Annotated in this window: 6 protein-coding genes; 5 read left to right on the top strand and 1 reads right to left on the bottom strand. The window is 64.0% G+C overall.

Going from position 1 to position 14,199, the window contains the following annotated elements:
- The first annotated feature begins 967 nt into the window (after positions 1–967).
- From P0D62_RS18145 to P0D62_RS18125, 5 genes are all read left to right on the top strand, one after another.
- Positions 968–2,008: a sensor histidine kinase gene (locus tag P0D62_RS18145; protein ID WP_275703943.1), complete on the top strand. Its 1,041-nt coding sequence runs from the start codon at positions 968–970 to the stop codon at positions 2,006–2,008.
- 1,181 nt (positions 2,009–3,189) lie between these two features.
- Complete coding sequence (locus tag P0D62_RS18140; RefSeq protein WP_275703942.1) at positions 3,190–3,324, top strand: hypothetical protein; 135 nt, start codon at positions 3,190–3,192, stop codon at positions 3,322–3,324.
- Between the two features lie 287 nt (positions 3,325–3,611).
- Positions 3,612–7,655 (top strand): hypothetical protein, encoded by a 4,044-nt coding sequence (locus tag P0D62_RS18135; RefSeq protein WP_275703941.1) that lies wholly within the window; start codon positions 3,612–3,614, stop codon positions 7,653–7,655.
- Between the two features lie 227 nt (positions 7,656–7,882).
- Entirely contained in the window at positions 7,883–9,193 is a 1,311-nt protein-coding gene (locus P0D62_RS18130; RefSeq protein ID WP_275703940.1) for an ISL3 family transposase, read from the top strand.
- Positions 9,194–9,541: 348 nt separating this feature from the next.
- The gene (locus P0D62_RS18125; protein ID WP_275703940.1) at positions 9,542–10,852 is read left to right on the top strand and encodes an ISL3 family transposase; all 1,311 of its coding nucleotides are present in this window, start codon (positions 9,542–9,544) and stop codon (positions 10,850–10,852) included.
- Between the two features lie 795 nt (positions 10,853–11,647).
- On the opposite strand, the gene P0D62_RS18120 is transcribed toward P0D62_RS18125, so the two are convergent.
- A complete protein-coding gene (locus P0D62_RS18120) occupies positions 11,648–14,146 on the bottom strand; it encodes a DEAD/DEAH box helicase (protein WP_275703939.1) in 2,499 nt (832 codons plus the stop codon).
- Between the last annotated feature and the right edge of the window lie 53 nt (positions 14,147–14,199).

Raw genomic sequence — 14,199 nt, 5'->3', positions numbered from 1 at the left:
CGTCGGCTGACCAAGCCACACCCGGCCGCACACCATCCCCACCCACAGCGGCCACCCACACAACAACTCCCCCCACAAACCCAAGACACCGAAAGGGGTGCAAGCAATGTCCTTCTGGCACAAGCTCGCCCGACTGATGGGCGTCGGCTGACCAAGCCACACCCGGCCGCACACCATCCCCACCCACAGCGGCCACCCACACAACAACTCCCCCCACAAACCCAAGACACCGAAAGGGGTGCAAGCAATGTCCTTCTGGCACAAGCTCGTCCGACTGATGGGCGTCGGCTGAGGAAGCCTTCGACCGGCCGACGACAACGCTCACGAAGCGGCATCGGACGATCGTTCATCCCCCAAAGCACACGGTCCAAGAAAGACGTCCAGGACATTGTCCTTTTGGCGAAGACTCGCCCGCTTGTTGGACCCCTACGACTAACCACGACCCCACGCTCCAGACCGGCATGTGAACCGCCCGGTCGACCCACACACCTACGACGCAGATAACAACGGGAGGGTGCAGGAACACCCTTGGGTTTGGCCTCACTCTCATTCGGCTTGATCTTCTACGCCGATGGTATCAATCGCACCACGCAAGGCATATTAGAGGGACCGGAAGCAACCCCTGAATCAAGAGTACGACGAAAGTCTAGAAAGGACCATCAACCATTGTCCTTTCCGCCTCCGTCCTTGCACTCAGGAATATGTCTGTACCGCTGTTCGTATCCGCCCGACAGTACATAATGAGCGCATGCCATCAAGCCCTTCAGCCAAGCCACGGCTCAGGCTGCTCCGGCTGACCGAGACCGAGCACCTGAATCGCCCGGAGCGTATCGCTCTGCTGGCGATTGTTGGTGGCATCGTCGTTCAGGGACTCTTTGAGCTCGTTGGAAGTCCTGAAGCCACACGTCTCAGCCAGGTGTTAGGCATAGCGTTAACTTTGACCTACGCGCTCTATGCCTGGTCACCCGTGGCAGCGACTTCTGCACTTGGCATCGCCGTGCTACTCACTTTCATCAGCGGCAACGCGGTGGTCGCTTTGTTCCCGGCGGCGGTGGCAGCCCTGCTCGTGTTCCGACTGGGTACAACTCCCCTGATCGCCGCGTACACCGGCGGGTTCTTATTAGCCAGTCTGCTCGTGTCGAGCGGCTTGGTGCCGTCGTTCGATCCAGTGACCAAAGAGCGCTCCGACGACACGGTCCTCGTACAGATCATCGTCGCGATCGTGACCGGAGGCATCGGCCTCGCCCTCAGACTGGCCTACGCGCGAGGGCAACGATTAGAACACGAACTGGCCGAGCGCGCCGAGCGTGAACGAGAAGCCGTGCTCGCCGAACGACGATGGATAGCCGGCGAACTCCATGACAGCATCGCCCACCATTTGACCATCGTCGCACTGCACGTCCAGCTGCTCGACGACGAGGCCGCGCGCCACGAGTCGCAGGAGGCTATCCGTGTCGCCGCCCGAAAGGCGCTCAGCGACCTCCGCTTCGTGATTCAGCTCGCTGAGGACGCTCCCAGCGGCACAGAGGTGCCTTCAGGCGATCTCGCGGCGGCTATCGAGGAAGCAAGCCAGGAGTTCGAGGCCACAGGGCGCCCCACCATCTGCGACGGAGATCCGCGCGACGAGGGCATTCCTCGAGGCGTCGAGATCATCCTGGCCCGGATCGTCCGGGAGTCCGCCACCAACATCCTCAAGTACGCGGGCCCTGGTGAGATCCGCATCGGTCTCCTCCACAACCCGGACTCCGTGTCTCTCACCATCCGCAGCCCGCTCCCCACGGTCGCCCGTCGAGATCTGCCCTCCACCGGCACCGGCCTCAACCGCATGGCCGAGCGTGTCCTGGGCGTGAGTGGTGAGTTCAGCGCCGGCCCCGTCGACGACGCGTGGCTCGTCTCCGTGACGCTGCCCGTCGCCCCGGGAGCGAACAAGGAGATCGAGGCTCCGGCCGAAGAGCCCGTTACTGCGGCCTCCCCCAAACCGCGCACGAAAGTGTGGCCAAAAGTCTAATCTCCTCTGGAGGCTCGACTCACATTCGAGTCACCGTCGACGTGTTATCTTTATAGCGGGTCTCCCGCCCACCAAAATTGGATCGACATTTACCCCCCCCAAGTCGTCGGTCCAATACCCCCCAAAACGGGATCTATGTCTGGGGCGTACCATATGCCCCAGACATAGCAGTCTTCGGGCCGGAAAAGGCCAACCGAGACACGTCGTCTCCATCCTCGCAATATGTCAGCCAAAGCCGCCTGACGCCGGGGTATTGATATTCACGCAAGGGCTCGCGGGCCACCCGCGATGCACGCCTCCATACCCTTTATTCCATATCGCAGTGAAAACGTCAGTCCTAACCAACCGCCCCGATGCCGCACGATCCCGCACCAGGATGCGGTCGTCGGACGCAGGCGCTCAAACCGAACTCTTGAAGGCATCTCGAACGCCCAGCCGTACCCAGAGGTCATGGCTGGGACGCATCGCCGCCAAGCCCGTGCCCGGCGCGCGATTGAAGGGCTAAGCTGCCGTGGATCAGCAAATGGGCCAACAGCACGGTGACGTTCCGCGGTCACCCTGGTCGAGCCCAGGCGTCTGCCCCGTTCACAGCTTGATGCCGGCGGCAGGCCCGACGGGAACCCGTAGTACGAAAAAATCCTGGTGTAGAGCGAGTCTGCACCAGGATGATCGGTGGACCTAGCGGGAGGCTTGTCGAAACTCGCCCCGCCAGTGATTCAGATGGTGCGAGCGCACCGGTCGATCCGCGCGAGAAGGCACAGGACGCACCGCTGGAGGCACCAACCGCAGCAAGCGCCGCGAGCATCCGAAGACGTCCTTCAACGAGCGGAAGCCGCCTACGCTGCGGGCGGGTCACTGAAAGCCGTGGCCCGACAGGTCGGTCTTGGACATGAGCGACTCTCTCGTCTCCTTCGGGAACGCGGTGTCGTCCTCCGTAACCACTCACCATCGACCAGCACGATTCGGCTGATGTGTGCCATGTATGAGCAAGGGGCTTCACTGGAGCGCGTGGGCGACAGGTTCGGTTACACGGCGGGGACAGTCCGCACGCACTTGATCGCCGCCGGTGTCATGATGCGCGACACCCACGGCCGCGGAACAGTCGTGAAGGCACAGCAAGCCCGTCACTGAAGAGCACCACGAGCCACCGAGTTGCAGCTCTCCTGATGTGAGGCTCGGTCGTGCTGATCGAGGATTACGAAGCCAGCAGCTCGACATACGAGTTTGCCGATATGTTCAACATGCGCCGAAACACGTTGCGCCTCGCCGGGTTCGACCTCATTGACCGCCCTCGTCGTCGTGGACGCGGAAAGTAATTGACAGGGTCCGCGATGCTGAAGGCGGCAGTCGGGGCGGTTGGGCTCGCGGGCCGAAGACGCCGATCCTTCGAGTGCCTACGGCAGGTGCCGGGCACAATGTCTCTATGGGGAATCGGCGGAACCGGCGAGGGAACAGCCGTGGCGCCGATCGTCGCAGCCAGAAGTCACGGTGGTCGGTCGTGCCAGCCGCACAGGCAGATGCCTCCGGGCCCGCGTCCGCGTTATCGGGGATGTCCCATCCTGGCACGGATCGAGAGAAGGCGATGCTCCAGAAGCGTCGCGAGATGAACTTCGAGGACCTGTGGGCCGACCTTCGCCAAGGTGCGCGCAACATATCTGGCGTTAGCTGGCAAGTCGCTGTGTGCGGGTACTTGTTGGTCGCATCACGCGCCGGGCATCTGCCCTTCGTCGAGCTGATCCCCGAGGGTTATGAGGATGCGGACTGCGTTGCAGTCGACGGTACGCGCACCTTCGTTCAGATGAAGGAACTCGATGGCGGCCAGGGCGAGATGGGCCCCGCGGGGCTCGCCGAGGCCCTTGCCCACGCAGAGGTCAGCGCGAGGGGTGCGGAGATTGTTGTTCTCACCGATGGTTCGCTCGGGTCCGGTCTTTCCTTCACCGGATGGGACGCCGTGCTCAGCGATCAATCCAGCCGAGGCGTGGACAGGGTTCTGGCCGGCCTGGTCACCCGCGGGTACGACGATGTTGACGCTTTGAGCGTCCTTGCCCGCGCCCGTGTTGTGCGCCTCCCCTACCGGATCAGCCAGGCTAGCGAAGCCCTGCTGGCCGAAGCGGTGAATGTCCATCCCAGCGTCGCAGGCATTGCTGTCAGTCGCCTCACGGATGTGCTGGCACGAGCCTCGGGCGATCAACGACATGCGACCAGTCAGACTGCAGCTCGGGTACGGGTTAGCGACCTCGACGCCATCATTGTCGAGGTCCAAGATGCCGTTGACGTGACCGGTCTCGACGAGGCCGTTGCCTCTGGCGTCTGCGCGCCTGTCAGCTTCCTCGCAGAAGAAGAGGTCCCGGCTCGGATCTTCTACCTTGGCGTTGACGGACGCCCAGGACACGTGGCAGCAAACCTGGACGTGACCAGACCCAGTGAACTGCTCGCATGCGCTGAGGGACTCAGGGAAGAGGGAAGCACTCTGCTCGTCGGCCCCTCGGGCGCGGGCAAGTCAGTGCTTCTCTGGCGCGCTGCCCGTGACCTCATCCCTGCGGCAAGAGTTCTGCGAGTCAACCGGGTCGAGGACGAGGACGACGCACGAGCGCTTGCCCGGCACGTGCGGTTGCTGCGTCCGAGCGAAACGTCACCGGTGATGGTCGTCGCTGACGATCTCGGCCGACCGCATACCACGGGATGGCCGCATGCAGCAGCCCTACTGCGTGAGATCCCCGCGGTGCTGCTCCTTGGTGCCGCGCGCGCTGAGGACTTCTCACCAGCGCTGCTCGTCGGCTCCACCCGTGTGGTCGAACCGCAACTCGATGCCCTCCTGGCTGCTGCGTTGGGTAAGCGGATGCGCGAGCAAGGCATCCCACTCCGCATGGACCCTGACGAAGCATTCCAGCGATCCGAAGGCCTGCTCATGGAGTACGTCGCTCTGCTGACCACAGGGCAACGGTTGCGACAGGTGCTGGCCACCCAGGTCGCGGGCCTCCAGGCTCCCGACCGCCGAATCCAGCGTGAAGCAGCACGCCTGGTCACCGCAGCACACACACTCGGCCTCACAGTGAGCGCAGATCGCCTTGGCTCTGCGCTGGCTGCTGATCAGGTCGTCACGGAACTCGCAAGCGTGGGTGACGCGCTCGGCGTGTTGCGTGATGAGCACATCGCGGTCAGCGACGGCGACAACTGGCGTGGGATTCACGAGCTCCGCTCCACAACGATCAGCGAGCTGCTTCACGACAGCCCTCCCCCTCGCATTGGGAACACACTGGCACGAGTCGCTGCCTTGATCCATCCTCAGCAGGCGGGATGGATGCTGCGTCGGGTCGCCGAACTTCATCCCAAGTGCGTGGACGAAGTCGTTGAAGCTCTCGGGCACTCTCTCAACATCTACAGCAAGAGCGCAGGTGACCTCGCTGCGTTCCTCGAAGGTGCCGAGCGCGCCGATAACGCACTCTACGCTCGGGCCGTGCTGCCGATCCTCGAACGAGCACGGCCTTCAGGTCTACCGCTTGAGATGCTCGCAGCTTTCGTCTATTCACAGCGTAACCAGAATCTACGCTTCGACGAGATAGGCGTGAAGCAGTTCGACAACATGGCCCGCCGCATCAAGAACATCGCGAATCAACTGCCGGCGCGATCTGATTACGAAACGACCCTGCAGGCGGCTTGCACTGGAATCGACAGTGAACGGCTCCACAGCATCCTCACAGATGCGGATCTGCTCGATGCTATCCGCATCCTAGAAGCTGGCCATCCGCACCTCAGTGTTCCTATCGATCTCGTCCGCTCTCTCTTCAAACGAATGCCAACACCGCACGACGTCTGGACTGCGACCATCTGGTCCCGCCTGGCAGCTATCTGCCACGCTCATCTCTCACAGACAGAGACCATCGAGATTCTTGGGCCCCTAGACAACCGAGTCAGCCTCATTTGCGCAGCAGACCAGTCGATTCTCGACGCCGCCGTTGATGAAGACATGTCATCCGTGTGCGTCACGCGACTGCTGCCCCTAGACCTCGACGAAATCCCGCTACCACTCCTCCCGTGGGACATACCCGGAGCAGGCACAAAGGACGCCCTCAACGAGTCCACTGTCGCTTGCCTCACACGGCTCGCGGATGCCTGCCCCGAACTGCAGCGATTCACGATCACGACTGTCACTGCGGCGGGAGTCCCGTACCGGGTGCGGGACTTCGAGCCCGGCCATAAGGACATGCTGCGTGCTGGATTTCCTGAGCGTACTGCCGTACGCCAAGCTGTTGGCTATCAGGCGGCCCTTCGCCGCGCCACCTCGTCCCAGACGTGGACGGAGGTGGTCACGGCCCAGATCGGTGCCGCAGCCGACCTGGCAACCGCAGCCAGAGAGCTACCGCTCCGGTTCAAGCCACATGACAACAAACGGCGCCGAGTTGCCTGGCGCGCCCAGCTCGCCGACCTCCGCAGGCGCCTCGGTGCCCTCCAGCCTCCCCCACTTCCCGCACGCTCCGGGCCCGCGTCGGCACACGCTCTCGACGACGACGCCGACCGCACCGAAGACCAGACAACACGCGTCCTACGCGCCGCCCTCGATGCGCTGGACAATGCTTGTTCGGACGACGAAACGAATACCCAAAGTCTCTTAGCCATTGCCATCGCTCTGCGGGAGGCCGCAGGGAAGATCGACCAAGCTCGTCGAAACACCCGCACTTTCCTACAGGGCCGCGGGTCAGTTCTGCCCAACGACCTCAGTGACGCGATGCGGCGCAGCGCAGACCTAGCTACCGCGCTTCACCGCCATCCGGAACTGGCACGACTCATTAGCGCCACAGATCCTCTCCCCTCAGCCACCGAGATATGGAAGAAGGTCACAGACATGGAACAGAGCCGTTCCGAGGCAGTCTTGCAGAGTCTCCTCGAACCCGTGTCGGAAGTAACCTACAAACTCGTCGAAGATCCCAATCCTGCTTCGTGGGCGCTCGATTCGCGAAGCTGGATTGTCATGGCGCCAACGCACGTCCTCGACGACACGCTTGCGTTGCTGGAGACTCTGGACGACGCCGCACGCGAACAACTCGGGCCCCACCTCGTCGTTCTGTGCGTCTTCGACGCTGTCCGCCCAGCCACAGCCGACACCCCAGCCGGCTCGGATCAGCGCGTTTCCCTTGGCTTCGGCTACCAGCTCAGTTCCAGCGCTGCACGCACGGCTCTGCTCATCTCACCCGACACAGCAACGGAGTGGGCTCAAGCAGCGGGCCTGCTCCTGCTAGACCACACCACGTCTCCAGCGACACTCGCTGAGCGACTCATCCACCGATCTCACGAAGCAGCACGGCGCAGGATGCGACGCCTGCCCAAACCCGTCACAGCACAAGGCGACCAGCAACCCTCCATCACCTGCGCAGATGCGCAGGGGCCCAACACAGGCCAGTCGCAGAGTCGTGAATTAGCCGGCACCCAAGCCGCCCTGTCGCTCCTCCAGCAACACGTAGAGGCCGAGGAGGAAGGTACCGTCTCCACGTACTTGTCCGAAGTGATACTCAGGCCAGTCACCGGTCTCCCCCTCGACAGCCAAGCTGAGGAACTCATGGGCGCAATGGCCGTCCTTCACCTTGAGAGGCTGCGTGACTTACCCACCGAAGAAGCGGCTGCCCGACTCGCTGCAGAAGGCGGCGGCTGACAGGGCGGCTGAAGTCTACAAACGCTGCATCAACGACGAGGCCCCCTGCACGATCACCGGACGTGCCAAGCCGGGTACTACCCCTCGATATCTGGCTCTTCACAATTGAGGGTGTAGAGGGACCGGTGGCGGGGTGCGCACGGGGGTGCGGCGTGTCGGGGTCCGGGTAGGGGTCGAGGTCTTCCGATGATGGAGGTTCCTACGCCGCCCATCCGAAAGACCTCGACGTGTCTCACGCTACCTTCGCTCGTCCTGACCTGACTACGTTCGCTCGTTTGGACGGGCTTGGCTTGGATGTCGTCGGCCAGTACCTTGAGGCCGGTCGGGCGGTGCTGGAGTGCCGGGTCGTGGAGGCTGATGGGTGGTGCCGGCGGTGCGGGTGCGAGGGTGCTGCGCGGGACACTGTTACCCGGCGCCTGGCGCACGAGCCGCTGGGATGGCGTCCCACGACGCTGCTCATCCGGGTTCGTCGGTACCGGTGTACCGGGTGCGGGCACGTGTGGCGCCAGGACACCACGGAGGCTGCGGAGCCGCGGGCGAAGGTCTCCCGCGGGGGCCTGCGCTGGGCGCTGGAGGGCATCGTGTGCCAGCACCTGACGGTCGCCCGCGTCGCCGAGGGGCTCGGGGTCTCGTGGAACACCGCCAACGCCGCGGTCCTGGCCGAGGGCCGCCGGGTCCTGATCGATGACCCGGCCCGCTTCGACGGCGTGAAGGTCCTCGGGGTCGACGAGCATGTCTGGCGGCACACCCGCCGTGGGGACAAGTACGTCACTGTGATCATCGATCTCACCCCGATCCGTGATGGGACCGGCCCGTCCCGGCTGCTCGACATGGTCGAGGGCCGCTCGAAACAGACGTTCAAGACCTGGCTCGCCGACCGCCCGCGGGCCTGGCGCGACGCGGTGGAGGTCGTCGCGATGGATGGCTTCACCGGCTTCAAGTCCGCCACCACCGAGGAGCTGCCCGACGCGGTCGCCGTCATGGACCCCTTCCACGTTGTCCATCTCGCCGGAGACGCCCTCGATGGCTGCCGGCGCCGCGTCCAGCAGGACACCTGCGGGCACCGGGGCCGCACGGGCGACCCGCTCTACTCCGCCCGGCGAACCCTGCACACCGGCGCCGACCTGCTCACCGAGAAGCAGACCCAGCGCCTGGCCGCCCTGTTCGACGGCGACACCCACATCGCCGTCGAGGCGACCTGGGCCGTCTACCAGCGCATGATCGCCGCCTACCGCGACCCCGACAAAGCGAGCGGACAAGCGACCATGCGCCAGCTCATCGACTCTCTCGCCACCGGGGTCCCCACCGCCCTGCACGAGCTCCGCACACTCGGCCGGACCCTCGCCCGACGAGCCGGTGACGTCCTGGCCTACTTCGACCGGCCCGGCACCTCCAACGGACCCACCGAGGCCATGAACGGACGACTCGAGCACCTCCGCGGCTCCGCCCTCGGATTCCGCAACCTCAGCCACTACATAGCTCGCTCACTGCTCGAGACCGGCGGATTCAGACCCCGACTCCTACACCCTCAATTGTGAAGAGCCCGATATCTCCATCTCCAGGACGTTCTCTCGCCCCACTGACGCTGAGACCTGCTCGCATCCACGAGATCAACTTCCCCGCGCGTCAGAACGCCAAATTGAGCACCGCCTCGGCGCGTAGCTGTCATCTTGCGAGTGCCGTCGCCCCACACGCCTACGGATGGTTTCATCCGTAACGGAGCTCCGAGCCGCTCTGGGCGGTAACTTTTGCGGCTCTTCACAATTGAGGGTGTAGAGGGACCGGTGGCGGGGTGCGCACGGGGGTGCGGCGTGTCGGGGTCCGGGTAGGGGTCGAGGTCTTCCGATGATGGAGGTTCCTACGCCGCCCATCCGAAAGACCTCGACGTGTCTCACGCTACCTTCGCTCGTCCTGACCTGACTACGTTCGCTCGTTTGGACGGGCTTGGCTTGGATGTCGTCGGCCAGTACCTTGAGGCCGGTCGGGCGGTGCTGGAGTGCCGGGTCGTGGAGGCTGATGGGTGGTGCCGGCGGTGCGGGTGCGAGGGTGCTGCGCGGGACACTGTTACCCGGCGCCTGGCGCACGAGCCGCTGGGATGGCGTCCCACGACGCTGCTCATCCGGGTTCGTCGGTACCGGTGTACCGGGTGCGGGCACGTGTGGCGCCAGGACACCACGGAGGCTGCGGAGCCGCGGGCGAAGGTCTCCCGCGGGGGCCTGCGCTGGGCGCTGGAGGGCATCGTGTGCCAGCACCTGACGGTCGCCCGCGTCGCCGAGGGGCTCGGGGTCTCGTGGAACACCGCCAACGCCGCGGTCCTGGCCGAGGGCCGCCGGGTCCTGATCGATGACCCGGCCCGCTTCGACGGCGTGAAGGTCCTCGGGGTCGACGAGCATGTCTGGCGGCACACCCGCCGTGGGGACAAGTACGTCACTGTGATCATCGATCTCACCCCGATCCGTGATGGGACCGGCCCGTCCCGGCTGCTCGACATGGTCGAGGGCCGCTCGAAACAGACGTTCAAGACCTGGCTCGCCGACCGCCCGCGGGCCTGGCGCGACGCGGTGGAGGTCGTCGCGATGGATGGCTTCACCGGCTTCAAGTCCGCCACCACCGAGGAGCTGCCCGACGCGGTCGCCGTCATGGACCCCTTCCACGTTGTCCATCTCGCCGGAGACGCCCTCGATGGCTGCCGGCGCCGCGTCCAGCAGGACACCTGCGGGCACCGGGGCCGCACGGGCGACCCGCTCTACTCCGCCCGGCGAACCCTGCACACCGGCGCCGACCTGCTCACCGAGAAGCAGACCCAGCGCCTGGCCGCCCTGTTCGACGGCGACACCCACATCGCCGTCGAGGCGACCTGGGCCGTCTACCAGCGCATGATCGCCGCCTACCGCGACCCCGACAAAGCGAGCGGACAAGCGACCATGCGCCAGCTCATCGACTCTCTCGCCACCGGGGTCCCCACCGCCCTGCACGAGCTCCGCACACTCGGCCGGACCCTCGCCCGACGAGCCGGTGACGTCCTGGCCTACTTCGACCGGCCCGGCACCTCCAACGGACCCACCGAGGCCATGAACGGACGACTCGAGCACCTCCGCGGCTCCGCCCTCGGATTCCGCAACCTCAGCCACTACATAGCTCGCTCACTGCTCGAGACCGGCGGATTCAGACCCCGACTCCTACACCCTCAATTGTGAAGAGCCACTTTTGCCCAGCCACGTTAGGTTCATTTGCGCCCGGTGGTCATGCCGTTAATCGTGTTTGGCGCCACGGAGCCACGCAACCGCGGTTTGGGGTAGGGATTGTCGGTGGCGGCTGTAACATTATGCAGCATAGGCCGCTGTAACAGCTTCAGCGAACGACTCAAGAGGAGAGCCGTGGAGTGCTACTTCAACACTCACGGCGAGTTCATCGCCTTTCGCCAGTCGCCGGATGCGCGCTTCCTTTTCGACAAATTCGGTCAATGGATCGGTTGGTTCCCGTGGGGAGATGCAGATGCAGTTGACAAGCACGGCAAGTACCTCGGCACAGTCGTCAGGAACCGACTCGTGGCCCGGATTAGTCAGCCATACCGGGGGTATCCCGGTTACCCGGGATACCCGGGCTATGCGGGCCACCCCGGGTATCCAGGCTATGCCGGGTACTCCGGATACTTGGCTGGCTTCGAAGACGTCCCCGCAGATCGGTTGAAGGGTTAGCGCCAGCCCGGTGCCGGGATGGCCTGGACTGGGGCTATGTTCGCCGCCGCGCGAACCAGCACCTATGCAGCCACGGCTGCTACTCCGGCCCCAGTCCGCTCGGCCCTCCTGAGCCCCAATATCCGCGCAGCACTGCCGTCGATCTGCTCAACAATCAACGATCACAACCGGTGACTTGGCAAGCTGAGCAGATCGACGACATCATCTCAGCTAGCAGCGAGACCAAGACCCGGCTGCGCCTCGTCATTGGGTCCACGCCCTGAGCCCGCCTCGACGAGGAGCAAGATAGCTGGGTTAGTGCCGCCCTCGTGCCGAGAAGCGACGTATGAAGTGGGCCGCGCTGAGTCCGTGATCGTTCAGGAGGCTAGTTACGCGCGTGGGATCGCGGAAGGCGTCATTTGCGGCCAGACCCGCCGCGAAGCCCGACACGGACTCTCGAAGACGGGCAAGCTGCTGTGTCGTGATGACACGGCAGCCGGGCGGTATCGCGGCATGTGAGTCGAACCTCTCCTCCGGATGGATCAGCAGTGGCGTCGCCTCGCTATTGGGGTACTGCTGCCGGAACCAATCCATGGCGTTCGAGAGTTGCTCGGCGTCTTTCTTGTACACGGGATGGCCGTGGTCGGCCCCGCTCTTCGCTTCAATGACATAAAATGTCCCGTCGCGCAGCGCCCAAAGGCCGTCCGGCCCACGGCCGAGGGTGTCTTCGGGCCGTTGACCAATATGGCCGATGTGTTCCGCGAGGTCGCGCACCGCTTGCTCAAACTGCGGCGTGCGGGGTCCCCAGTCAAGGTCATCTATGACGGCCTTCAACCCGAGCAAGAGATCATTGCCGGACATGTACTTCGCTTGCAGCCAGGATGAAGCCTGCTCGCCCTGCGGGCGGCTCGCTGCCTTCAAACGCTCGTACTGCACGCCCATCAGGGGTCGGAGTAGCCGTCTGTTTGCGAGGTGAGCCGTCTTCTGGATCTGCTGAGCCTGGGAAGGGTCGAAGAAGTTGGTGTATGTCGCGAGCCGCTGCCTCTGGAGTGCCTGAGTCGCGGTGTCGCCTGTGATGCCATTTACGACCATCTGCTGTTCTTGAGCTGCTTCTACGTAGTCGCCGCGCATGGCGGCATCGAACGCACGCCGCTCAGCGCTGGCGGTATCGCCAACCGGGGACGTGTCGTACCGGACCTGCGCCAGAGCCCCCTTGCTGTAGGCCACCCAGTCCTTGTCTCGTTCGAGGCATTGCTCCATGATGTCGTGAAGGTCTTCTAGTGAGTCGGCCTCGATTTCGCTAGCGATCTCTGCCGCGAGGTTCAACTGCGCCCTCGTCGCGGGTGAGAAGAATCCGCGTGCTTCCGGCACATTGAGACGTTCGGCCAGCCGTGCTCCTAGGAGAAGAACCACAGCGTGGTCCTCATTCGACCGGGTGGCTCGTCCCATGCCCTGTTCCAGGCGCTGAATTTGTCGGCCAAGGAGGTTCGTTGATCCGGTCAACCGGGCCTGTGCCAGCCGCTCCGGCCCGTCGAGTGCTTCAGGTAGGCCATCCAACACTAGGACGTGGCAGGCATTGCCGGGCAGGTCGATCCCGTCGTAGCGGTTGATGAGCACTACCAGGCCCAGCTGTGGGTTCTCGCGCAGTTGCTCAACACCTTCATGAATGTTGTTGCGGTCCAGGACGAGAGTTGCTTCCTTTCGCCACCAGTCAGCGCGCGCGCGGCTCGGCACGATCACTACCACGTTCTGGTCATTGGCTAGGTCTAGAACGAGATCACGAATCTCCTCGTCCGTCGCGTTGGGCACGAGTTGCTGTGGAACGAGGATCATCCGTTCCCCGATATCGCCAGCACTCGAAGGGAAAACTGGCCGTGAGACTGACTTCGGTGCAGCGCCGAAGTGTCGAACCAGCACCGAGTCATCGGCCAGTGTGGCAGTGAGGTAGACACGCCGCTGTGCCTGGGAGAAGCCGAGGAGTGTCTCTGTGGGATGGCACGGTGGGTGAACTTCGAACGCGTCGCTGGAGATCACGGCGGTGCAGATGGGGAGGCTGTCTACGACGAGCGGCCAGCCCCACTTCAGCTGGCTGTCCGAGATCGGATGGAGGATCGACAAGACTTGGTCCTGCTTGTCCTGCCATGACCAAAATGGAATCTCCTGTATCGCGGTCCGGCGTCGTGCTTGTAGGTCGAGCAGGCCGTTGGGCGACTGCGATTTCAGGTCACCAGCGAACAGGTTTAGCAGATCGCTGTACGCATCCGACTCGTTGTCGACACTTAGCCGGAAAACGTGATCTGCCTGAGCGATACAGGCGTGAGCGTCGTCAATAATTACCCCGCCGAGGTTGTGGGAGGGAGGCTTGGACACGCTACCACCGACTCCGAAGACGGACAGGCCGTTGAAGAGCTTTGCGAATGTCCCGACAAGCACCGCGCGTCCCTGCTGGTACTCCGGTGACCTGGGATCCTTCGTGGTCGCGATCCCGGCTCGTCTTGCCTCGGTCGTGACCTGTTCCGTCAGGAAGTCGTCAGGTACAAGATACGCAACGGGGAGGATGCCCTCGTTGAGCCAACTGCGCGCGATGAGGAGCCCTACTAGCGTCTTACCACCTCCGGTGTTCATCTTGATCACGAGGTCACGCTCGTCGCGACGTTCATGCCAAGCGGCCAGTACCTGGTCCTGTGGCCCTCGCAGGTAGTCGAGGCCAGAGACCTTCTCGGGTAGGGCGTTGAACAGGTCGCGGGGGTCGGTGATCGTGTTGGCTGGGGCCGAAGCGCCCTGGCGTAGTCGCTTGAAGTTGACCTTGGCCATCTCGTGTTCTCCATCCTTCCCGGGCCGGCCGCCGGCCATCACCATTCTCGCTC

The organism is Tessaracoccus caeni, assembly GCF_029211185.1.
Taxonomy (GTDB): Bacteria; Actinomycetota; Actinomycetes; order Propionibacteriales; family Propionibacteriaceae; genus Arachnia; species Arachnia caeni.
The sequence above is the reverse complement of the archived record's forward strand: the minus strand, read 5'-3'. Positions and strand labels throughout refer to the sequence as shown.

What these genes read in the sequence shown, in the direction of transcription:
- P0D62_RS18135 (WP_275703941.1), top strand. Translation starts at nt 3,612, where the DNA reads ATGAACTTCGAGGACCTGTGGGCCGACCTTCGCCAAGGTGCGCGCAAC.
- P0D62_RS18120 (WP_275703939.1), bottom strand. Translation starts at nt 14,146, where the DNA reads ATGGCCAAGGTCAACTTCAAGCGACTACGCCAGGGCGCTTCGGCCCCA.